Origin of the sequence: Nonomuraea sp. CA-141351 (assembly GCF_050944675.1) — a bacterium.
Lineage (GTDB): Bacteria > Actinomycetota > Actinomycetes > Streptosporangiales > Streptosporangiaceae > Nonomuraea.
Map to the genome: position 1 here is coordinate 6,835,349 of NZ_CP191982.1, position 23,288 is coordinate 6,858,636.

Annotated in this window: 12 protein-coding genes; 1 reads left to right on the forward strand and 11 read right to left on the reverse strand. The window is 73.9% G+C overall.

All coding sequences use genetic code 11. The features are described 5' to 3' along the window. The first annotated feature begins 85 nt into the window (after positions 1-85). On the forward strand, positions 86-1,018 hold the full coding sequence (locus ACQPWU_RS32415; protein ID WP_433428393.1) for an NAD(P)/FAD-dependent oxidoreductase: 933 nt from the start codon (positions 86-88) through the stop codon (positions 1,016-1,018). Positions 1,019-1,061: 43 nt separating this feature from the next. Here ACQPWU_RS32415 and ACQPWU_RS32420 read toward each other — a convergent pair whose 3' ends face one another. From ACQPWU_RS32420 to ACQPWU_RS32470, 11 genes are all read right to left on the reverse strand, one after another. Next, positions 1,062-3,008 carry a phosphopantetheine-binding protein gene (locus ACQPWU_RS32420; protein ID WP_433428395.1) on the reverse strand — a complete coding sequence of 649 codons (1,947 nt, stop codon included), beginning with the start codon at positions 3,006-3,008 and terminating at the stop codon, positions 1,062-1,064. After that, a complete protein-coding gene (locus ACQPWU_RS32425) occupies positions 3,005-4,315 on the reverse strand; it encodes a methyltransferase (protein ID WP_433428397.1) in 1,311 nt (436 codons plus the stop codon). Before ACQPWU_RS32425 ends, ACQPWU_RS32420 begins: the two co-directional genes overlap by 4 nt. Next, positions 4,305-5,588 (reverse strand): methyltransferase domain-containing protein, encoded by a 1,284-nt coding sequence (locus tag ACQPWU_RS32430; RefSeq protein ID WP_433428399.1) that lies wholly within the window; start codon positions 5,586-5,588, stop codon positions 4,305-4,307. Before ACQPWU_RS32430 ends, ACQPWU_RS32425 begins: the two co-directional genes overlap by 11 nt. 25 nt (positions 5,589-5,613) lie before the next feature. Further along, the gene (locus ACQPWU_RS32435) at positions 5,614-7,035 is read right to left on the reverse strand and encodes an ABC transporter ATP-binding protein (protein ID WP_433428401.1); all 1,422 of its coding nucleotides are present in this window, start codon (positions 7,033-7,035) and stop codon (positions 5,614-5,616) included. Further along, the gene (locus tag ACQPWU_RS32440) at positions 7,032-7,814 is read right to left on the reverse strand and encodes an ABC transporter permease subunit (RefSeq protein WP_433428404.1); all 783 of its coding nucleotides are present in this window, start codon (positions 7,812-7,814) and stop codon (positions 7,032-7,034) included. The genes ACQPWU_RS32435 and ACQPWU_RS32440 overlap by 4 nt, the downstream gene beginning before the upstream one ends. Next, entirely contained in the window at positions 7,811-8,758 is a 948-nt protein-coding gene (locus tag ACQPWU_RS32445; protein ID WP_433428407.1) for an ABC transporter permease, read from the reverse strand. Before ACQPWU_RS32445 ends, ACQPWU_RS32440 begins: the two co-directional genes overlap by 4 nt. Before the next feature lie 2 nt (positions 8,759-8,760). Continuing rightward, the gene (locus tag ACQPWU_RS32450; protein ID WP_433428409.1) at positions 8,761-10,269 is read right to left on the reverse strand and encodes an ABC transporter substrate-binding protein; all 1,509 of its coding nucleotides are present in this window, start codon (positions 10,267-10,269) and stop codon (positions 8,761-8,763) included. Between the two features lie 19 nt (positions 10,270-10,288). Then, entirely contained in the window at positions 10,289-16,732 is a 6,444-nt protein-coding gene (locus ACQPWU_RS32455; protein WP_433428411.1) for an SDR family NAD(P)-dependent oxidoreductase, read from the reverse strand. After that, positions 16,729-20,403, reverse strand: a complete 3,675-nt coding sequence (locus ACQPWU_RS32460; protein WP_433428414.1) for an amino acid adenylation domain-containing protein — start codon at positions 20,401-20,403, stop codon at positions 16,729-16,731. Before ACQPWU_RS32460 ends, ACQPWU_RS32455 begins: the two co-directional genes overlap by 4 nt. A 555-nt stretch (positions 20,404-20,958) precedes the next feature. After that, positions 20,959-22,551, reverse strand: a complete 1,593-nt coding sequence (locus ACQPWU_RS32465; protein WP_433428416.1) for an MFS transporter — start codon at positions 22,549-22,551, stop codon at positions 20,959-20,961. Between the two features lie 71 nt (positions 22,552-22,622). Further along, positions 22,623-23,258 carry a class I SAM-dependent methyltransferase gene (locus tag ACQPWU_RS32470; RefSeq protein WP_433428419.1) on the reverse strand — a complete coding sequence of 212 codons (636 nt, stop codon included), beginning with the start codon at positions 23,256-23,258 and terminating at the stop codon, positions 22,623-22,625. Positions 23,259-23,288 lie beyond the last annotated feature (30 nt).

Genomic DNA, 23,288 nt, shown 5'->3' on the forward strand with positions numbered 1-23,288 from the left:
CGCGTTTCCACCGTATCTGTGGCATCCCAAGGATGGAAATGATTATCGTTACATAGGCGACCTAAGACGAAGGGATGCATACGAAATGTTCGATGTCATCGTGGTGGGCGGAGGACCCGCGGGGCTCAACGCGGCGCTGGTGTCGGGACGGCAGCGGCGGCGCGTGCTGCTGCTGGACAGCGGCGTGCCGCGCAACGCACCCGCGCAGGAGACGCACATGCTGCTGTCCCGCGACGGTCTCTCCCCCACAGCGCTCAGGGAGGCGGGGCAGGCGGATCTGCGGGCCTATCCCACGGTCGAGACCCGCTCCGCCGAGGTCGTCGACGCGTCGGCCATCGCCTCGGGCTTCGAGCTGACCCTGGCCGACGGCTCCCGGGAACGGGCGCGCAAGCTCGTCCTCGCCACCGGTCAGACCGACGTCCTCGCCGACGTCCCCGGCCTGGCCGAGCGGTTCGGCCGCAGCGTGTTCCACTGCCCCTTCTGCCACGGTTACGAGGCCAGGGAGCAGCCCATCGCCGTCCTGGGCTCAGACTTTCCGAGCGTCATGCTCGCCCTGTACGTCGCCGACCGCTTCAGCGACGACGTCGTGCTGTGCGGCAACGGCGAGGCGCCGCCGGACGAGCACCGCGAGCGCCTGGAGAAGGCCGGAGTGGCGGTGCGCGAGGAACGGGTCACGGAGGTGCGCGGCGAGTTCGGCGCTCTTGAGCTGCGCCTCGAAGGCGGGCAGCCGCTCGTCCGCGGGGCGGTGTTCCATCGGACGCGCATCAGGCAGCACTCCGACCTGGCCGAGCGGCTGGGTTGTGACCTGCTGCCGGACGGGTGCGTGCGGGTCAACGAGTTTCAGCAGACCTCCGTACGCGGGGTGTACGCGGCGGGCGACATGGCCCGGCTTGAGGCGTTGCCGGACGCGATGACGTTCGTGGTCATGGGGGCGGCGGACGGCGCCAGGGCCGCGGTCTGGGTGGACCAGGAGTTGTTCCGCGAGGACGCCGGCCTGGCCGCGCCGGGCGTGAGCTGAACGACGACACGGCCCGGCGGCACGCGGCCGCCGGGCCGTCCGGTCAGCGCTTCTCGCGGATGGCCGCGGCCAGTCCGGCGACGGTGGGCGCGGCGAGGAAGTCCCGTGGCGTGATCTGCGGGAGTCCTGAGCGAGCCAGGCGGGTGAGCATCCGGATGGCGATGAGCGAGTCCCCGCCGAGCGCGAAGAACTCCGCCGCCCGGTCGAGTCGATTCTGCATCGGCAGGTCGAGGAGCTCGCGCCAGCAGTCGGCCACCGCCTGTTCCAGCTCGTCGCGTGGCGGGCCGCTGTCCTGCCCGGCGGTGGCGCGGGGGCGGGCGCCGAGCCGGAGGCCGCCCTCCAGGTCCAGTACGCCCGGCAGGTCGCAGTCGCTCTTCCAGCCCTCCGGTGTTTCCAAGGATCGCAGGAGCGTGGTGAACGTGACGAACAGGCGCTCCACGTCCGCGGCGTGGAAGAGCTCCTCCACCAGCGACAGCACGATCACCAGCTCGTCCCTGGCCTCGTAGAGGCGCCCCTCCATGGCCACCTGCGGGGTGCGCAGCTCCTGCCGGTGGTCGGCCAGGTCGATGCGGCCCAGTGGCCCGGCCTCATCCGGAACCGAGCTGCCCATGGCCGCGTCCACCCCCAACGTGCTCTGGAAGACGACGGGCGCGACCGGCCGGGTCGTACCCCATCGGCGGGCGAGCTCCCTGGACACCTCCACGCCGGAGACGAGGTTGTGCGCGAGCGCCTCGCCGGTGAGCGTCTGAAGGTCGCGGGCGAGGGCGGCGAACGAGGCCCGCTCCGGCAGCTCGACCGGCAACAGCACGGTGGAGGAGAACGCGCCCACCATGCGATGCACGTCCGGGTGCAGCGGCAGCCGGTTGAGCTGGAGGCTGTTGAGCAGGAAGCGCCGATGGCCGGCGGTACGCGCGAGCGCGACGGCGTAGGCGGCCAGCGCGGCGGCGGACGGCGTCACCCCGTGCGCGCGGCACAGCTCCTGGACACGGGTCCAGCGCTCGGGGGCCAGCCGGGTTTCAAGGCTGCGCATCACGTCGGCCCGTACGGCGTCCGGCTCGGCCGCGAGCGGCAGCGCGGGTGGCTGGGGGAAGGTGTCGAGCCGCTGCCACCACCAGTCGCGGTCGGCCTGCCACTGCGGTGTCTCCGGCAGCCGTTGGACGGCGGTGACGTAGTCGCCGAAGTCGATGTCCAGCGGCGCGAGCACGGTGTTCCAGTCGGCGGCGAACGCGAAGAGGTCGCGGTAGAAGACGCCGGACGACCAGCCGTCCACCAGGAGCAGGCTCATGGAGGAGTGCAGCCTGCCGCGCCCGTCCGGCAGGAGGCTGAGGCGCAGGTCGATGCCTGGCCCCGTGGCCGGGTCAGGGCCGTGCGCGCGCATGTCTGCGCGGAGTCCGGCCAGTTGCCGGACGGCCTCGTCGGGGTCGAGTGCGCGCCAGTCGTGGACGGTCAGGGAGGGGATCGCGCCGGGCGCGTCCAGGTCGAGGATGCGCTGGCTGCCGTCGGGCAGAATGCGTGCCCGCAGTGCGGGCTGGTGGGCGGCGAGCCGGTGCAGGGCGTCGCGCAGCGCCTCGGCGGCCTCGTCGCCGTCCACGCCGGTCAGGCCGAGGTCCGCGTAGTGGTGCGCGGACTCGTACGACAGCTCCCAGCCGTCCTGCTGGCCGACGAAGTAGCCCTGCTGGAGCGGCAGCAGGGGGAACGGCGCGAGCGGGTCGTCCCGCCGGGCCACCTTGAGGTCGGGCACGTCGGCAGCGCGCACGGAGCCGCGCTCGCGGACGACGGCGGCGAGGTCGGCGAGCGTGTGCTGCACCGGGATGTCGGACATCGCCAGCACCACCCCCAGTCGCCTGCGGACGAGGGCGGCGGTGCGGACGGCGAGCACGGAGTCGCCGCCCAGGGAGAGGAAGCTGTCGCCCGGAGAGATGTCGTTCTCGGGGAGGTCGAGGATGTCCGCCCAGATCCGGCGCAGCGTGGGTTCGGGGTCTACGGTCACGGGCGGTGGCTCCGATCTGTAATGAGGGCGTCGACGGTGTGGATCTCGCGGGGGACAAGGCGCGGCGGCAGCGCCTCGGCCGCCTTGGAAAGTAACGGGGCGGGGTCCGGGTGGCGGTCGCCGCGTACTGCGGTGAAGACGTACTGTCCGGCCGCGGCGAGCGGGTCGTCGGGAGCGGGCTCGACGCGCACGTCCCGGTACCCGGCCGCCGTGAGCTGCCGGATCCATTCGGTACGGCTCAGGAAGACGCGGTCCTGGCCCTGCCGAACGTCGGCGAAGCCGGGGAGAAGCTCGTCGGTCCGCGGCGACATGAGGAAGTGCATCGAGGCCGACACCAGGTGGTGTTCGACGCACGACTCGATCAGCACGAGCGTGCCGCCGGGTGCCAGCAGCTCGCGGATCGCGGCCAGGGTGCGTCCGGCGTGGCGGGCGTTGTGCAGGACGTTCGCCGCCAGGACGACGTCGAACGGCTGCTCGTCCAGCGCCATCGGGGCGTTGACGTCCAAGAGGGCGTAGCGCGGCCCCGGCCGGTGCGCGAAGCGTTCGCGCGCGGCGTCCAGGAAGAAGGCGGAGACGTCGGTGAACAAGTAGTCCACCTCGCCCACGGCGGCGAGTACCGCGTCGGTGGTGGCGCCCACCCCCGCGCCGATCTCCAGCACTCGGGCGGGAGCGCGTGCCGCCACGGCTGTGGCCGCCACTTCATTGAGGTGGCGGCTGATCAGGTTGTCGCGGTAGTTGCCCCGGGCGGTGGTCATGCCTCCGCCCGCGAAGAGCAGGGACTGCAGGGTGATCTCGTCGCGTACGAGCCGCGGCAGGCTGCGCAGCGCCGTCTGGAAGAAGCGGCCCATCTCGGCGGGATAGCCCAGCTGCTGGCGGGCGGCGTCGAGGTCCCGCATGGCGCGGGCCAACTCCTGGCGGGATGGGGGCGCTAGCAGGTTCTCGGAGGTGAGTGCGGCCAGCCAGCGGCGGACGATCCACCGGTGGCGTGGGGCGGCCCCGAGCGCCTCCGCGCTGTCGCGGAACAATCCCGTGGTGTGCACGGTGTGGGCGATGGCCAGCAAGGCCGCCCGTTCCATGGCCGCCAGGCAGCCCGGCACGACCTGCGTCTCGCCACTGCCGAGCCGGGCCGGTGGCGGGGTGGCGACTGAAGGTTCCGGCAGCGGGCGCCCGTCGGAGACCAGGGCTGACATGGCTGCCCTGGGGCCGTCGGCGATGAGGAAGACCTCCGCCTCGGCCACGCCAGGCAGCCCTTCGAGGGCGCGGCGGACCAGCCGGAGATCGTCGCGCGAGGGCAGCTCAATGGGCATCGCCGGGCGCCTCCTCCACGCCGATGCCGGGAAGCGGCGTGCCGGGCAGGGCCGCGCGCAGGTGGTCGTACAGCACCTCGGGCAGCCGCCGGGCCACGAAGGCGGTCATGGGCTCGTGCGCGAGCCGGCCCGGTTCGACGCCCTCGGCCAGGGCGGCGACGCTCTCGGCCGTGAACCGTCCGGCCGCCGCGGGCCGTGCCACGGTCAGGCGGCCCGGATCGGCGAGATCGAGCAGTACCGACCCGTCATCCGGCGTCCCGAGACGGAGGGCGTGGGGCGTGCTCGCGTCCGGGGAGTCGTCCAGGAGCGCGTTGGGGATGCCGTCGCGCAGCCCGGACCCGGGCCACGCCCGGGCCCTCTCGGCGTCGACGTGCAGGACGAGGTCGTAGCGGTAGCGGGTGAGCTCGGTGTCGTCGGCCATGGTGCGGGCGTGGGCCGACACTGCGACGGAACGGCCCGCCTCCAGGGCGATGCGCGCGATCGTGCGCGGGTCGAGCAGCATCTCCTCCTCCTGCGCGGCCCGCCGCACCGCCCGCCGTTCGATCTCGGCCTCGTCGGCCCCGGGGTCCTTGGCGCGTTCGACCCAGCGGCAGTAGTGGCCGAGGAGCCCGGCGTGCCGGATGTCACCGACGATCACCGTGCCACCGGGGGCGACCAGGGCGAGGGCATCGAGCAGCACGGCCCGTAGGTAGCCGAGATGGGGGAAGCACTGGGTGACGGAGTTCAGCAGGACGCAGTCGGGCCGGGCCCGCGGTCCCATGGTGTCGGCCAGCGCCCTGGTCACCTGTTCTGAACGGGCCTCGTGGGCGGCGGCGCGGACGACCGCGACCCTTGATGTGGTCACCGGGCCGAGCCGCTCGACGGCGGCGGCGGAGACGTCGGTGCCGACGTACGCGGTCAGGTGCTCGCGCAGCGCGTGCAACAGCAGCCCGCTGCCGCAGCCGAGTTCGAGCACGCGCGACGGGCGGCAGCTCAGCACCAGGTCGACGGTGTTTCGGAGCCAGTCGGCCATGTGCTCCTGGGGCAACGGCAGGCCGGTGTCGGAGGCGCGCCAGCCGGAGAAGTCGGGTTCGCCGGGTTTGGGAGAGCCTTCGTAGACCCAGTCGTAGACGTCTCCCCAGTGCTCCAGGAACTCGCGCAGCAGCGCTCCCGGGCGGGGGCGCACGGCGAGCACCTCGGGCCGCGGGCGCACCAGGACGCCCTCAGGACCCCGGCGCGCGGTGGCCACGCACGGGTGGTCGCGCAGCACGTCAAGGATGGCTTCGTCGGTCACGGCTGGTCCTCCGTCTGGATGGTGTTCATGGATGCGCCCTCACGTCCTGCTCGCGCAGGGCTCCGGCGCTCAGGCGCAGGACCCGGTCGGCGCAGACCGCCACGTCCGGGTCGTGTGTGGCCAGGAGCACGGCGAGGCCGTCGGCGCGGAGCCGGTCGAGGAGGTCGAGCAGCCGCGTCGCGGTGGCCGCGTCCAGGGCCGAGGTGATCTCGTCGGCGAGCAGGACGGCGGCGCCCGGGGCCACCGCGCGGGCCACGGCGACGCGCTGCCGCTGGCCACCGGAGAGCCGTCCCGGGCGGCGTGCGGCGTGTTCGGCGTCCACGCCGAGGTCGGCCAGGAGGCGGAGCGCCTGCGCCCGCGCCGGGGCGGGTCCCAGGCCCGCGAGCGTGCGCAGCGGGCGGGCGACCGCCGTCACGGCCCGATGGGCGGGATTGAGCTCGTCGCGGGGGTTCTGGCCGACGAGCTGGATGCGGCGCAGCTGGGCGCGGCTGCGTTCGCTCGCCAGGTGCGGAAGGGATCCCGCGGCGTCGGCCGCCGACAGGATCAGGGTCCCCGTGGCGGGCGCGTGCAGCCCGGCGAGGGCGCGCAGCAGAGTGCTCTTGCCGCTGCCGGAGGGTCCGAGCAACGCGACGAGCTCGCCGGCGTGCAGGGTCAGGTCGGCGGCGAGGAGCGGGGGCCCGCCCGCCGGGTGGTCCAGGACGAGCCCGCGTACGGTCAGCACCGCGGGCGCGTCCGTCCGCCGAAACACGCTCGCCGGGTTGCGGGGCGGGGCGACGGCGGCGATCTCCGTCACGTCGTCGGCGAGGTCCGCCACCAACCGCCGATCGTGGGAGACCAGCACCGTGACCCGCGACGGGTCGCCCCGCCGCCGGCGCACGGCCTCGGCGGCGAGCCGGGCGCAGGCCGGGTCCAGGCCGCTGGTGGGCTCGTCCAGCACCAGGAGGGGCGGGTCTCCGGCGAGGGCGCGGGCCAGGGCGGCTCGCTGGGCCTGCCCGCCGGAGAGCCGCTCCGGTGTCCTCGTGTGCAGGGTGAGATCGAGGCCGAGGCGTTCGAGCAGCGCGGCGGCCTCGGCGCGTGCGGCCGTTTCCGTGGCGCCGCGGTCGGCGAGGGCCTCGGTGACCTGGTCCAGCACGGATCGCCACGGGTCGAGGGTGGAGGCCGGGTCCTGCGCCAGCCAGCCGACCTGGGTGAGACGCCAGCGGCGGCCGGCCCGTCCGGTGGGCACCGGGCCACCGCGCCAGCGCACCTCACCGGCCGCGAGCCGCAGCCCCGGCGGCAGGCAGCCGAGCAGGGCCCTGAGCAGTGTGGTCTTCCCGCTGCCCGAGGGTCCCGTCAGTGCGAGGACGCGGCCGGGCGCGGCGTGCGTACCGAGTCCGTCGAGGACGACGCGGCCCGCAGGGCCGGTGACGCGGATCCGGTCGGCGCGCAGTCCCTCGTGTGCCGTCACCAGGCGTCCCCCGTCCCGAAGGCGTGGCGGAGTCCTGCGTGCGCGGCGGCGGCGACGGCCAGGGACAGCAGGGCGAGCAGCAGCGCGGGAGCCGCGAGGGCCGCGGGGTTGAGGGCGGCGCCCGCCAGGTTCTCGCGGAGCATCGCGGCCCAGTCCCCCGTGGCAGGCGCGTCGGTGAGGCCGAGCACGGCGAGCGCGGAGGCCAGCTGCAGCGCGGTGACGAAGCGCAGCCCGAGGTCGGCGGCCAGCACTCCGGCCACGGCCGGGAGCACCTCGCGCAGCAGCACCGCGAGGGTGCGCTCGCCCCGCAGCCGCGCCGCGCGAACATATCCGCGTTCCCGTACGCCCGCGGTGGCGTCGCGGACCACTCCCAGCGTCAGCGGCGCTCCTGCCAGGACCGTGGCGGCGACGACGGCGGCGTCCCCGGGCAGGGACACGGCCAGCACCAACGCGGGCAACAGCACCGGCACGGCGAGCAGCAGGTCGGCACCGGCCGCGAGCACGCGGGACCCGCCCCACCCGGCCGCGAGCCCGCCGAGCGTGCCGGCGAGAGTGGCGGCCACCGCCGCCACGAGCGAGAGGATCAGCAGGTCCCGCCCTCCTGCCAGGGCCCGCGAGAGCACGTCCCTGCCCAGCACGTCGCCTCCCAGAAGGTGGCCGGCGGAGCTTGCCTGCCACGGCGCGGTCATGGGAGCGGCCGGGTCGTAAGGGGCGAGGACCGGCCCCAGCAAGGTCACCGCGACGACAACGACCGCGAACGCGAGGGAGATCCGGCTCACGACGGCCGCCGCACCGGGACCAGGTCGGCGAGCAGCAGCACCGCCAGGACGGCCGCGGCCGAGCCGAGCCCCAGGAGCTGCACCACGGGCGTGTCCCGGGCGGCCACCGAGCTGACGAGCAGCTCGCCCGCCCCCGCGTAGCCGAAGACCGTCTCGACCAGGGCGCTGCCCGCGGTGAGCCCGCCGACCACGACCGCCAGCACCCGCAGCGCTGGTGCGGCCAGCACGGGCAGCACGTGACGGCGCAGGATGCGACCGGCCGGCACACCACGGATGCGGGCGTCCGTCACGTACGGCCTGCGCAGGGCGTCGGCCACGACGCCGCCGAGCAGCGCGACGCCGAACGCCGCCGAGGGCAGGGCCAGCGTCAGGACGGGAAGGACCAGGATCGACGGATCCGGCGGACCGCCGCCCGGAGGCAGCAGGGACACCGGCGGCACCCACCCCAGCACCCCGCTGAGCAGCGCCGCGAGCGCGGCCGCCACGACCACCTGGGGCACGGCGGTGAGCGCCGTCGCCAGGCCGCCGCCGGCGTCCCCCGGACGGCGCAGCGCTCGGCGGCCGGCGAACGCGCAGCCCAGCAGGACGAGCAGCGCGGTCAGCGCGAAGGCGGACCCGGCCAGCACGGCGGTGGCGGGCAGCCGCCCGCCGACCAGATCCACGACGGGGCGGCCGGTCAGCAGGGACCGGCCCGCGTCGCCGTGGGCCAGCGCCCAGGCCCACCTCGCCCAGCGCTCCCAGCCGGGCCGGTCGAGCCCGCGCTCGGCGCGCAGCTCGTCGAGCTGCGCCGCCGAGGCCCGGCCGGCGCCCACGGCGTCGGCGGCGTCTCCCGGCAGGAGCTCGGTGGCGGCGAACACCGCGACCGAGACCGCGGCCAGCAGGACGACCGCCCGTAACGGCGCCAGGACGGCACGGGGCAGCCCCGTCGGCGTGGAGAGACGCACGCTCAGCCCGCGTCGCCGAGCCGGACGCCGTCGAGAAGGAAGCGCTGGAACCCGGGCCCCGTGGGCAGGCCGTGGACTGCGGGCGAGGTCAGGTCCAGTCCCTCGCCGAGGCCCCACACGACGTACCCGCCGTCCTTCCACAGCTCCTTCTGCAGCACCCCGAGGCGGCTGTTGCGGTCGGCGGCGTCGCGGACGGCGAGCGCCGCGGCGAACGCCTTGTCCCAGGCGGGCCGCTTCCAGGCGGTCTCGTTCGTCGGGGAAGTCGAGACGAGCGCGACTCTGGCCACGTCGGTGAAAGGGATGCCGCCGAAGTAGCCGGTGTAGAAGTCGGCCTTGCTCCACACGTTCGTGAAATAGGTGTCCGGCGGCTCGTTGCGCACGGTGGCGGTGACCCCGATGTCGGCGAGTTGACGCGCGTACAGGGTGGCGGCGCTGTCCATGCCGGGGTACGACGTGGAGGTGCGCAGGGTGACCTGAAGCCCGTCCGCGTGTCCGGCGGCGGCCAGGAGCTCCTTGGCCCGGGCCACGTCGCGGGACCGCTGCGCCAGGTCCTTGGGGTAGGAGGCGTCGTACGGGGTCGGCAGGTCGTTGGCGACCTTCCCGTACCCGAGGAAGACGGTGTCGACCAGGGCCTGGCGGTCGGCGGCCAGCTTGAACGCCTCGCGGACCCGCGGGTCGTCGAAGGGTTTGCGGTCCAGGCGCATCACGAAGGGGTACTGGGTCACCGGCGTGCGGCGCACCACCCGGACGCCGGTGCCGGCGGCCTTCGCGGCGGCGGGGCTCACGCTGCCCGCCACGTCGGCCTGGCCGGAGGTGACCGCGGCGGCCCTGGCCTGGGGATCGGCGACGGCTCGGATCTCGACGCCGTCCAGGCTCGGGCGGGGGCCCCACCACCGGGGGTTACGCTTCAGCACCGCGGTCTGGGCGTCGCCGCCGGCCATCTGGTACGGCCCCGAGCCCGCCACGGGCTTGCCGAAGTCCTCGCTGCCCTCGGGGACGACGAACGTGACCGATTCCAGCGCCTCGGGCGCGAGGGCGTTCGGCGTCCTGCTCACCAGGACGACGGTGTGATCGTCGGGCGCGGCGGAGGCCTGGGTGTCGAACGACGCGAGCCTGCCGTAGTTCTCGGCCGCCTTGCGCTCGATGCGGCGCAGCGAGTACAGCACGTCGGCGGCCCGTACGGGGCGCCCGTCGCTGAACGTGGCCTCCGGGCGCAGCCGGAACGTCCACCGGGTGAGCGTCGGGTCCGGCTCCCAGGAGGCGGCCAGGCGGGGCTTGGCTGTGCCGTCGTCCCCGGGCACGGTCAGGACGTCGTAGAGCAGGGAGAACCGCAGCCCGTCCGACTCGTTGGCCAGCCCGCCGTGCGGGTCGTTGCTCGCGGCGGCGGGGCTGCCCGCGGCCACGTACCGCAGGGTACTGGTGCTGCCCGAGGTAGGCGGCGGCGCCGAGCAACCGGCGACGAGCACCGCGAGAGCGATCAGCAGGGCAGGTCGTCGCTGCTTGAAGGTCATGGATTCCTCTTCCGGAGGGTCAGGGCTCGCGAAGGAGCTCGTCGAGCAGTTCCGCGACACGGCGCACGGCGGGCGCGCGGAGCAGGGAGTAATGGTGCGCGTCGACCGGCTCCGCCCGGAGCCCGGGCAGGAACGGGCGCCAGCCGAGGTGGTCGCGGTCGGGCACGTCGTCGACGCCCATGCCGATCCCGCCGTTGAGCGGGGACGGCAGCGCGGCGCGGACGAGGAGGGCCCGTGTGTCGCCGTCGAGGCGGCGGGCCCGGTGCTCGCCGAGGACGCGCAGGTGGCGGGTGAAGACCTCTAGCCGTTCCGCCACCGAGTCGCGGGCGCCGAGCAGCCCGGCCCGCCGCAGCAGCCCGGATACCTCACCCGGCAGGTCGGCCTCGTGCAGTGCCGCGAGGCGCGCCTCCAGGTCCGGTGCTGATACGTCGAGGTCCGCGTCGCGGAACGCCTGCAGGGAGCGCAGGTAGCGGGCGGCCGCGTGCGCATCGGTTCTCTCGGCGGGGAGCGGACGGATCCGGTCGGGGACGTTCGAGTCCAGCATCGCCAGAAGCTCGACCCGCTCGCCCGCCTCCGCCAGGCGGCAGGCCATGAGCTGGGCCAGAGTGCCGCCCATGGACCAGCCGCCGAGCGCGTACGGGCCGGCGGGCTGCCAGGCGCGCACCGCCCGCACGTACAGGTCGGCGAGGGCCTCCATGTCGCCGGGCGGCGAGATGCCGGCGAAGGCGGGATCGGTCAGCCCGACGACCGCGCGGTCGGTGTCGAGCAGGCGGGCCAGCTCGGCGTAGCAGAGCACGTCTCCGCCGGACGGATGCACGAGGAACAGCGGCCGCGGGTGGGTGCCCTCGCGCAGCAGCAGGGTCAGGTCGCCGTACGTGCTCTCCCAGGCTGAAGGGTCGTCGGCCAGGCGGCGTACCTCGGCCACGTAGCGGTCGAAGGCGGCGTCGGCCTCGTCCGCCGGGAGCGCGGTCTCGGCCACGTCCCATTGCAGGAGCAGCTCTCCGTGCTGGACGAACGCCTGGTGGTCCAGCCAGACCTGCGGTGTCTGGCTGACCCCGTAGACGGGGGTGCCGACCCAGTCGAGGTCGTGGGTGTCGTCCAGGCCGAGTGCGCTCGTGAAGACGACAGGCGCCTGTGCCAGCCGTCCCGTGCGGGCCGACTGCTCGGCCAGCACGTCCAGCGCGGAGAAGTCGCGGTGGTCGAGATCCTGGAACAGCCTGCGCTGGGCGGCCCTGGCGCGCTCGGCGAAAGTGGCCGGAGTTCTCCGGTCCACCTCGTGCAGCATGAGCGAGGTGAAGTCGCCGACGACCTTGCCGACGTCGGGATGGATGCGCGGCCGGTCGAACAGGGTGAGGTTGACGCAGAACCGATCGCTGCCCGACCAGGCGTGCAGCGCGTCACCGTACGCGGCGAGCAGCGCGGCGGTGGGGGTGACCGCGTGGTCGGCGGCCCGCCGCTTGAGCCGCTCCCAGACCTCGGGGGTCAGCGTGGCGCTGCGCCTGGTGAACCTCGGGGCCGCCGCTTCGCCGTCCCGCACGGGCAGCGCGGGCGGGCCCGGCAGATCGCCGAGTCTGGCCCGCCAGTACTCGGCCGCCGGTCCGGACTCTCGCTCCTCCACGGCGCGTACGCAGGCCGCGAAATCCGTGCCGATCGGGGGCAGGTCGGGGCCGCCGTCGTGCTCGTAGAAGTGCCTCAGCTCTCGATCGAGCAGCAGGTAGCTGGCGGTGTCGCAGACCAGCACGTCCACGCCGACGAAAAGGCGGACCGTGCCCGCCGGCAGCAGGGCGGCACGCAGTTCGACCAGCGGCCAGCGGTCGGGGCGCGGCGTCCGGTGCGACAGCTGTTCCCTGAGCACGGCCAGGCGGGCCGCCGGATCGGCCTCCTCGCGCAGGTCGTGCACGCGGATGCGGTATTCGGGCACCCGGTCCAGGATCCGGTTGCGGCCCTCGGGGGTGATGACGGCGCGCAGCATCGGGTGCCGGGCGATGACCCGGTTCCACGCCCGCTGGTATCGCGGGATGTCGAGATCCGGGCAGTCGTATTCGAGGTAGAAGTGGCAGGCCGTGCCGCCGTGACGGTATCCGCCTCCGCCACCGACCCAGTACGCGTGCTGCACCCGGGTCAGCGGGAAGTCGGTCTCCCCTGTCGAGGCGGGTTCCGAGACCTGGACCGGGCCGCCGGACCCGCCGTCCGGCAGCAGTTGGGCGAGCGCGGTCACCGTGGGCCTGGCCAGCAGGTCGCTCAGCCGCAGCGGCACACCGTGGTCGTCGGCGAGCCGCGCCAGCATGCGGGTGGCCAGCAAGGAGTGCCCGCCCAGCGCGAAGAAGTCCGCCTCGCGGTCGTTCACGGGAAAGCCGAGCAGCTCGGACCAGAGGGCGCCCACGAGCCGCTCCGCCGGACGCCAGTCAACGCTCTCTCCCTCCGAGGGCGCTTCCCTGGAGACATCCGCAGCGTCGAAGGACAGGCGGGCGGCCAGATCGGCGGGTGACACGGCCACCACGGGCGGCGCGCTGCCGTCGGCCACGGCCACGAGGATCCGGTCGAGGGCACGCATGCCGTCGGCGGCGCCGATGGAGTGCGCCGAGGCGACGATGCGCTCCCGTCCGGCCGGGCCGACCCGCCAGCCGTCCCAGGCCACGCTGACCCATCGGGTGCCCGTACCGGCTCCCGCCTGCTCGGCGACGGCGTCGAGCGCGCGGTTGGCCCCCGCGTACGGGCCGAGGCCGAGCCCGCCGACGGCGGCGGTGGCCGACGACATCAACAGCACAGCGCGCGGCCTGACCTGCTCGGGCAGCGCGTCGATGGCCTGCCGCAGCGCGACGGCGGCACCGACCTTGGCGCGGGCGTGCGCGTCGGCGACGCCGGCGTCGGCCTCTCGCAGCGGACCGATCCCGGCGGAGGCGACCACACCGGCGCCGTGCACGACGAGGTCGAGCCGCCCGTGCCGACGCGCCACGCCGTCCAGGAGCGCACGGGTCGCGCCGGCGTCGGCGGCGTCCGCGACCTCGATCTGCACCTCCAGCCCGAGCCCGGCCAGCCGCCGGAGCCAGGCCAGCCGCTCGGCGTCCCGGCTCTCCGGAGCGGCCTGCGCAGGCACCCCGGTACGGGACGTCAGCACCACCTTGACCCCCTGACCGGCCAGGTGCTCCGCCATCGTGAACCCGACGTCGCCCAGACCGCCCAGGATGACCGCCACCGAACCCTCGCGGGTCCCGGCCGGGTCCGCCGCGGGCCGCCAGGGCGCGAAGGAACGCAGCCACCGCGCCGCACCACGCACAGCGATCTCCGCGGCGGTGGGCCCCGGCTCGACAGCGCCCCCAGGCTGCCTGTTCTCGGCGGCGGCGAGGTCGGCGGCCTCGGAGACCACGGCGCGCACGTCCACGGGACCGCGGGGTAGGTCGACGGACCGCCAGGTCAAGCCGGGGCTCTCCTGTGCGAGGACGCGTGGCAGCGCCCGCACCGCCGCCGCTGCCGGGTCGATCGTGTCGGAGCTCTCCACCCGTTCGCCCGCGGCGGTCACCAGCAGCAGGCGCCGCGGCGGGTCGGGGTGGGAGGCGAGCAGGGCGGCGAAGCGCGCGAAGCCGACGACGGCCTCGCGGACCCGCCCGTCCAAGCTCTCCTCCTGGTCCTGGCGATCGAGGACGTAGACGGCTCCGGCACAGCTCGCGCCCGGGAAATCGGCAGCGGTGACGGGCTCGGCCCCGGCTCGCGCGAGGGCGTCCGCCAGCTCGGGTGATCCGCCGACGACCAGCCATCGTTGGCCGTGCGGGAGCCGGGGAGCGGGAGCCGGGACCGCCCGATGCCATACGGGGATCTGCAGCAGCTCCCCCGTGTGCCGCACCGCCGCCGCGCTCGGGGCGGGCGGGTCGATCCACAGGCGGCGGCGCCGGAACGGGTGCCCGGGCAGGGCGACGCGGTGGCGTCCCGGCCGGTGCAGGGCTGCGGCGTCGAGCGGCACGCCGTGCGTCCACAGGTGTCCGGCGGCCGACAGCGCGGCGGCCCGGTCCTGCTGGTCCTCGGCGGGCGCCGGGAAGGTGGCCAGGGCGGCCCGCAGCGCGGGCAGACCGTGGCGGCGGGCGGCGGTGACCAGCCCGCTGCCGGGTCCGACCTGGACGAGCACGGTGGGCGAGTCCCCCACGGCGGTCCGCACGGCACCGGAGAAGCGCACGGTGGAGCGCAGGTGACGTACCCAGTGCTCGGGATCGGACAGCGCGTCGCCCGCCCAGTCCCCAGTGAGCGTGGTCACCAGCGGCACCCTCAGTGTGTGGGGCGAGAGACGTTCGGCAGCGCGGCGCAGTGCGGGCATGACGGGTTCGATCAGTCGTGAATGGGCCGCGGCGTCCAGGTGCAGCAGCGTGGCCTCGACGCCTGCCTCTCGCAGTTCATCGTGCACCCGTGCCACCGCCTCGGCGGGCCCGGAGAGCACGCACGAGTCCGGGGCGTTGACGACGGCCAGGTCGAGGTCCGGGTGGCGGCCGATCAACTCGCCGACCGCCTCCTCTTGCAGGGACACCGCGAGCATCGCTCCCGCGGCCGCGGCCATGCCGGTCGACCGGACAGCCACCAGGGACGCCGCGTCCTGCATCGACAGCGCGCCCGAGACCACGGCCGCTGCGTACTCGCCGAGGCTGTGCCCGAGCACGGCGTCCGGCACGACGCCCCACGACTCCAGCAGCGCCGCGGTGGCCACGCTGACGGTGAACAGCGCGGGCAACCCGATCCCGGGGTTCCGGGCGGCGGTCCGTGCCGCCGGGTCGTCGCGGCGGGCGAGGATCAGCTCGCGTACGTCGGCGCCAAGGAGCGGCACCAGCGCCTCGGCGCACCGGTCGACGGACTCGGCGAAGACCGGCTCGTCGCCGTACAGGCCAGAGCCCATGCCGGCGTACTGCGCACCCCCGCCGGGGAAGGCGAACACGACCCGGGGCGCGGTCTCGGGCACGGCGGCGGGCACCGCGGCGCGCAGCGCGCCGGGCACGTCGGCGGGGCCGGGGACGGCCACGGCGAGGCGGTGGGCGAACGCCTTGCGCCCGGCATGCAGCGTGTACGCGGCGTCGGCCAGATCCGCCGGCTCCGCGGCCGCGAGCACCTCGGCGGCCCGCGTGAGCGCCGGGGCGGAACGGGCCGAGACCAGCAGCAGCTGGGGACGGTCGTCCGCCGGGGCCTGCGGGCGAGGCGGAGCCTCTCCGAGGACCGCGTGGCAGTTGGTGCCGCCGATGCCGAACGCGCTGACGCCCGCGTACCGGCGCCCCTCCCACGGTCCGGTCGCCACCGCCACCTCGAACGGCGAGCCGTCCAGCTCCAGCGCCGGATTGAGCGGCTTGGCGCCGAGTGAGGCCGGGATGACGCCGTGGCGGACCGCGAGCACGGCCTTGACGAAGCCCGCGATGCCGGCCGCGGAGTTGGCGTGCCCGATGTTGCCCTTGACAGAGCCGAGTGCGCACCACGCCGGTCCCTCCGGGCCGAACACCTTGCGCAGCGCGGTCACCTCGACGGCGTCGCCCAGGCGGGTGGCGGTGCCGTGCGCTTCGACGTACCCGATGGCGCGGGGCTCGACCCCGGCGACGGACAGCGCCTCCGCGATGACCCTGGCCTGCCCGCGCACCGAGGGGGCGGTGAAGCCGACCTTGTCGGCGCCGTCGTTGTTGACCGCCGAGCCGAGCAGCACGGCCAGCACCTCGTCGCCGTCGGAGAGCGCGTCGTCCAGGCGGCGCAGCACGACGGCTCCCACGCCCTGGGAGAAGACGATGCCGCTGCCCTCCGCCGAGAACGGCCGCACCCGGCCGTCCGCGGAGAACATCGCGTCCGGCACGTGCAGGTAGCCGTGCCCCTGCGGGACCGTCAGCGATACCCCGCCCGCGAGCGCGGTGTCGCACTCTCCGTTGAGCAGCGCCTGCGCGGCGACGTGTACGGCGACCAGGGAGGTCGAGCAGGTGGTGTTGACGGCGAGCGCCGGTCCGGTGAGCCCGAGCCGGTACGCGACATGGAGCGGCAGATAGTCGGCGACGGTGGCCATCGCCGACTGCAGGCTGCCGACCGGGTCCGCGCCGCCGCCCGTGGGGTCGTAGCGGTTGTGCAGGTTGGCCATGAGATAGGAGCTGTGCGCGGCCCCGGCGTAGACGCCGACCGTGCCCGCGCCGACGCCGCCCCCGTGGCCGGAGGACTCCAGCGCCCGCCAGCAGCACTCCAGGAAGAGCCGCTGCTGCGGGTCGGCGAGCGCGCCCTCGGCCTCGGTCATGCCGAACAGATCGGGGTCGAACTGGTCCTGACCCTCGATCAGCCCGCCGACCGGGACGTATCCCGGTCTGCTCAGCAGGGACGGGTCCACGCCCCGGGCCAGCAGTTCGCTCCTGTCGAAGCGGACCAGACCCTCCCTGCCCTCGACCAGCATGCGCCAGAACGACTCCACGTCGGGTGCGCCGGGAAAGCGGCAATCGATGCCGACGACCGCGATGGCCGTGTTCACCGGGACACCTCCTCGGCGTGCGCGCGGGCCCGCAGCCGCGACCCGCGGGCCGTCGCCGGGTCCACCACACAGGCAGGCTGGGAGTCCGCGACGCGGACCGGCCCCGGTGGCGCCGCGCGGCGGGCGATGTGGGCCGCCAGGGCGCGGGCCGTGGGCCGTTCGAAGAGGTCCACGACGGAGAGCGCGGGAGCCAGGCGGCGCAGCTCGCGGTGGGCCAGGACGAGGGTGATCGACGTGGCCCCGAGGTCGAAGAAGGTGGCGTCGGGATCGACGGGGTGCCCGAGCAGCTCCTCAAGGACGGAGGCGACGGACCGCAGCACCTCGGGATCGGCCGGGGCGCCGCTCTCGCGGCCGGGTCCGCGCGGGACGTCCGGCGCGGTGGGTGCGGGCTCCACGTCCGGCGCCCGGAACGTCGCGGACGGCTCCAATGCGCCGGGGCGTATCGTCAGGGCCAGCTCCAGGCCGCGTTCCTGGGCCTCGCGAAGGACCCGCGCCACCCAGTCCGTGAGGTCCCGCGTGCCGTCCGGCTGCACGTTCACCTGCTCCTCGGCTGCGGGACGGCTCGCCCGCGCGTACGGGTCGGGCAGAGCGGCGTGGTCCACCTTGCCGTTGGCCGTGACCGGCAGCCGGTCCAGGATCACCAGACGGGCGGGAACCATGTACGACGGCAGCCGTTCCCGCAGGGCCGCGGTCAGCCGTTCCTCGGACAGGGGCTCCTTCCCGACCACGTACGCGACCAGCCTCGGCCGCCCGTCCGATCCGCGGACGGTGGCCGCGACGCACGCCCTGACCCCCGGCTCGCGGGCCAGCACGGCCTCGATCTCGCCCAGCTCGATCCGATGCCCGCGGATCTTCACCTGCCGGTCCACCCGGCCGAGGAACTCGATGGTGCCGTCGGGCCGCCAGCGCCCGAGGTCGCCCGTGCGATACAGCCGCTCACCGAGCCGCGGGTGCACGGCGAACCTGGCCGCGGTCTGCTCGGGGTCCCCCAGGTAGCCGCGGGCCAGCCCGTCACCGCCGATGTACAGCTCCCCCGGCTCGCCCAGCGGCACCGGCACGCCGTGCTCGTCGAGGATGCGGAAGCTCTGCCCGCGCAGCGCCCGCCCGTACGGGATGCTCTTCCAGGCCGGGTCCACCTCCTCCACCGGATGGGAGATCGACCAGATCGACGCCTCGGTGGCCCCGCCCAGGCTGAACAGGCGGGCCTGGGGCGCGAGCGCGCGCAGCCGTTCGGGGAGGGTGACCGGGATCCAGTCGCCGGACAGCATCACCAGGCGCAGCGAGCGCAACTGGCGGCGGGCCGCGCCTGGGTCCAGCTCGGCGTACTCGACGAGCATCTCCAGGAGCGCGGGGGCGGTGTTCCAGACCGTGACGCCGTGCTGTTCGGCCAGCTCCAGCCAGTGCTCCGGGTCGCGCTGCCGCGCCACCTCGGGGAGCACCAGCGCGCCACCCACGCCCAGGACGCCGAAGACATCGAAGACCGACAGGTCGAAGCTGAGCGCCGACAGCCCGAGCACGCGGTCCCGGTGGTCGATCCCGAACCGGTCGACGATGTCGTCCACGGTCGTGCGGGCCGCGCGGTGCTCGACGGCGACGCCCTTGGGCGTTCCCGTGGAGCCGGAGGTGAAGATGGCATACGCCAGGTCGCCCGGCTCGGGCCGTTCCCGGACCCGGCCGTTGACCGGGGACGGGTGGTCGCCGACCCGATGGACGGTGACGCCGTCGGGCCAGTTGACCGGGACGCCGTCGGCGGCGATCGCGTGCGCGACGCCCGCCTGCTGACACACGGAGGCGACCCGGGCGGCGGGCCAGGACGGCTCGACGGGCACGTACCAGGCGCCGGCGGCGGCGACCGCCAGGACGGCGGTGATCTGGTCGAACCCCTTGTCGAGGGCGACCGCGACCGGTTTGCCCGGTTTGATCCCCGCCGCCAGCCTGCCGGCCGCCTCCGCCAGCTCTCCGTGCGTCATCGCGCCGCCGGGCCCCAGCAAGGCCGGGGCGCCGGGGTCACGGCGCGCAGCCGTGGCCCACGGGTCGTCGAGCAGCGGCCCGGCCTCGGGGAACGGCACGCACTCCAGCGGTTCGTCGGCATGGAAGCCCGGATCGGTGGCCAGGGTCGCGGACGTCCAGGCGTCCGGGTCCGTCAACCTGCGCAGCAGGCGTACCTCGGCGTCGAGACATCCCTGCACCCACTCCTCGGGAAGAGCTGTCTCCACCGCGTCCCAGGCGATCCTCAGCGGCCCGCCGTCGTCGCGCACGATGTGGTCGAGCAGCACCTGCGGGGTCTGCGACACGCCGAACACCTCCTCCCCCAGCCAGGCGGTGGCCTCCTCGCCGGCCAGCCCGACGCCGCTGGTGAAGACGACCGGATGCGCCGGCACGCCGCTCGTGCGTCCCGCCGCCCGCAGCGCCTCGACGCCGGAGACGGCGCGGTGCTCCAGATCGGTCCAGAACCGCTGGTTCACCTCGGCCGCCCATCCGGAGAAGGTCCACGGCCGTGAGAGGTCGGGGACCGGGATGCCGACCAGCGCCGTCGTGGTGAAATCACCCACCACGTCACGCAGTTCCGGACGGTCCGGGCGGTCGAAAAGCGTCACGTTCAGGCAGAAGGGGTCGGACGCGCCCCGCCGGTGGAGGGTCAGGGCGAAGGCGGCGAGCAGCACGCCGGTCGGGCTGAGCCCATGTTCGGCCGCGCGGGCCCGCAGCAGCGTCCACTCCTCAGTGGCGAGCCGGCCCTCGTGCCGGGCGAACCTGGGCACGCCGAGCTCCTCGATCGGCACGGCCAGAGGGAGCGTAGGCCCGGCCGGCAGGTCCGGCGCGCGCTCGGCCCAGTACGCGCCGGCCAGCGCCCGGCGCTCGCGTTCCTCGGGGTCCGACTCGCGCTCCCTGACCACGGTGGGGAAGTCGGTCGCGCACGGTTCGGGCCGTGCGGCGGGGTCGGCGACCAGTTCGCCCCACTGGCGCATCACGAGCAGCCAGCTCGCCATGTCGAGCGCCAGGATGTCCATGCCGACGAACAGCCGCGTCCGGCCGTCGGGCAGCAGCGCGGCGTGGATGTCGAACAGCGGCCAGACATCGGTCGGGCGAAGCTGGTGCGACCGTTCCGCGCGCAGCCGGTCGAGCACCTGCCGGGCCTCCTCGGAGGACGCCTCCCGCAGGTCGGTACGGCCGATGCGGTACGGCCCCGGCGACGGGAGTATGCGTTGCCTGCTGTCGTCACCGACCACCATGCGCAGCATCGGATGGTGCTCGACCAACACGTTCCACGCCTGCTCCAGCCGGTCGAGATCGGCCTGCCCGTGGTCGGGGTGGCGGTCGTACTCGTGGAAGAAGAACGTCGCGACGCCGCCCAGCGGGAATGCGGGATCCCGGCCCACCCAGTACGCAGACTGGGCGGCGGTCAGGGGGAAGGCGGCGTCCTCCGGCGTGACCCGCCGCGCGATCGAGCGTGCGGACGCGTCGCCCAGGAAGGAGGCGATGGGCAGGTCCGCCCCGACACGCTCGCGCAGCCTGCGGCGCAACCGTACGGCCGTGAACGACTCCAGGCCCAGCTCCGTGAGCCTGGCGTCCGGATCCACCTCCCCTTCCTCGATCCCGAGCACCTGCGCCACACACGAGACGACCTCGTCCAGCGACGGGCACGACACATCATCCAGCGGAAAAGGGGTCACCAGACCTCCACGAACGGGGGCGGGGGCATCGATGCGAGGGCCGAACCAATCAGCCGAAGTCATGTCTAACATCAATGAAAACGATTATCAACACCGTTATCAAGATACAAGGGACTTCCGATCACCGTCCTGCTCGTCACCTGGCTCGTCGGCCTCGTTGCGGCTGCCGGCTACCGCCCGTGCGGGCCCCGTCTCTTGACGTCGGCTCAGGCACACATCCCGTGATCGGATCGACGTGGGACTGGCGGGCCGAGGGGCGGGCATGGCCGGGGCGTCCCGACCGGCTCCCAGCGACATTGCGCCTGCCGAAATCTTCGCCCGTGCAGGTCAAGCGGCATGTGAATTCTCGTGAAGGACGCCACCGAGCCGATCTCCTCGGCGTATGTGCGGCATCCGGCTCCCGGTGAGCATGGTCTGGACGCCTGCATCGGCGCAGGATCTCATCGAACGGGCGGCAGCCCAAGACGTGGCAGATACAGCTGAGTGTGCTGAAACGGATGGCCTTGGCTTGGACGGAGCTCGTCCCACCGGCTGGCGTTCGCGCCCCTCGGCGAGTCAGCGCAGGTCGGCGACTACATCGTTGGATTCACAGCTGTTGCTACCTGAACCCTGGGGCCGTTGCTGCGGACCTCGCGCGAGAACGTAGACGAACAGGACCGCCATGACTACTGCGCCTGCCCACATGGCCTGCTGCCAGCCGTCGACGAAGGACTCTTGGGCGGCTCGGGTCAGCGCCTGCGCCTGAGGGCCCACCCCGTGGGCGGCGGCGAGGGCGTTGGCGACGCCCTCACGGGCGGTGTCGGCGGCGTCGTGCGGCACTCCGTCGAGCCGGGAGTCGATGGCGCCGCGGTAGCCGGCGGTCAGGACCGCTCCGAGCAGCGCGACACCGAGCGCGGTGCCGAACTCCCGGGTGATGTCGTTGAGCGCGGACGCGACACCTTGACGCTCACGCGGCAACGCGGCGGTGATGGCCTCGGTGGAGGGCGTCATCGTCAAACCCATACCGAGCCCCATGGCGAGCATGCCGGGGAGGATCGAGAGATAGCCGCCGTCGACGGAGACGAAGGCAGCCATGAGGACCAGCCCCGCGCCGCCCAGAAAGATCCCAGAGGCAATCGTCGAGCGGCTGCCGACGCGCGCGGCTACCCGCGGGGCGAGACCGGAGGCGAACATCATCAGCAGCGCCATCGGCATGAGCGCCAGGGTGGAGCGAAGGCCGGACCAGCCGAGCACCGCCTGGAAGTACGGGAAGAGGACCACGAAGATCCCTGCCTGCACACCGAAGACCGTCACGAGCGACACGGAACCGCTCGCGAGACCTCGCTCGCGGAACAGGCGGACGTCGAGGAGTGGAGCCTGCCGGCGCAGCTCCCATGCCACGAATCCGACAGCGGCGACGACGCCGACGACGAGGCTCAGCAGCGCCGCGGGTGCGGTCCAGCCTCGTTCGGGGCCCTCGTGGAGGAAGAAGACGAGCCCGACCACCGCGACCACGGACGACAGCGAACCGACGGCGTCGAACCCGTTCCCTGACGCCTCGCGCGAGTTCGGGATGGATCGCAGCGCCATGACGATGGCGACGACGACGAGCACGACCGGCAGGACGAAGAGCCACCGCCAGCTCGCCAGGTCGACCAGGACGGCCGACAGGTACATCCCCAAGATGCCGCCACCGCCGGCGACGCCGGTCCACACGCCGATCGCCTTGGAGCGCTCCTCGTCCGGGAAGGTCGAGGTGATGACGGCGAGGGTGACCGGCATGATCATCGCTGCGCCTACGCCGCTCAGGAAACGCGCAGCGAGCATGATCTCGGACGAGGTGGCAAGGCCGGCCGCCGCACTCGCTATACCGAAGACGAGCAGGCCCGCGAGCAGCACCGGCCTGCGGCCCCACCGGTCGCCCATCGCGCCGAGCGGCAGGAGCAACGCGGCCAGAGTGATGGTGTAGATGTTGATGAACCACAAGACCTCGGTTTGCGAGGCGTCGAACGCGACGGTGAGCTCCGGCTGGGCGACATTCAGCCCGGACACCGAAGCGATGACCGCCATCAGCGCGATGCAGACCCCGACCAAGATCGTACGTCGTTGTCGTGGGTCTTGGATGGCTGGGTCGGGGGCTCCCGCGTCTGAGGACCGGTTCGTACTCATGGGATTCCTTTCAACAAGGCAAGGGGAATCGGCGCCGGAGCAGCGGGCCCCGGCGCTGTCGGATGGTGTGATTACCGGCGTCGGGTGGCGCGCACGACGACATCGTGGAGAAGGACCGCTCGGCCCCCGTGGCCGGTGAGCGTGCGGAGGCGCTCTTCGGCGGTGACGATCTCCCACTCCACGCCGTCCATGCGCGCGGTGACGGCCGCGCAGGTGGCCGACGCTTCGGCAGGAGGGTGGTCCCCGTGGCCGGTAGAGCCCGCGGCGTGCAGGTGCCCCACGATGAGCAGCGTGCCGCCGGGAGCCACCCATCCGGCGATGCGGTCGTAGAACTCCAGCTGAGGCATCGCCGGGTGGGCGTAGTGGGTCATGACCAGGTCGAACTGCGCGCCCGGGCTCCAGACACTCAGATCCGCCTCAACCCACTGCAAGTGCTCGGAGACCCCGCTGGTCGCCGCGCGCTCGGCCGCGCGAGCAAGGGCCTCGGACGAGATGTCGGCTGCGGTGACGTGCCAGCCTTGGGAGGCAAGCCAGATCGCCTCGGCACCGCCGCCGCACCCCGCATCCAGTGCCGTTCCCGGTGTCAGGCCGCTGGTCTCACGAGCGAGGTACGGGTTCGGCGGGTTGCCCCCCATGGATCCGAGGCCCCCGGCCCGCCCCTGCTGCCAGTGCCGCTCCCAGAAGTCCTTGTCGAATCCATACGTCACAGGTCGTCCTCCTCGTTCGTGATGATCTCT

Excerpts from the sequence above, each read along its gene's own strand:
- ACQPWU_RS32415 (WP_433428393.1), top strand. The coding sequence starts at position 86 with ATGTTCGATGTCATCGTGGTGGGCGGAGGACCCGCGGGGCTCAACGCG.
- ACQPWU_RS32425 (WP_433428397.1), bottom strand. The coding sequence starts at position 4,315 with ATGCCCATTGAGCTGCCCTCGCGCGACGATCTCCGGCTGGTCCGCCGC.
- ACQPWU_RS32450 (WP_433428409.1), bottom strand. The coding sequence starts at position 10,269 with ATGACCTTCAAGCAGCGACGACCTGCCCTGCTGATCGCTCTCGCGGTG.
- ACQPWU_RS32465 (WP_433428416.1), bottom strand. The coding sequence starts at position 22,551 with ATGAGTACGAACCGGTCCTCAGACGCGGGAGCCCCCGACCCAGCCATC.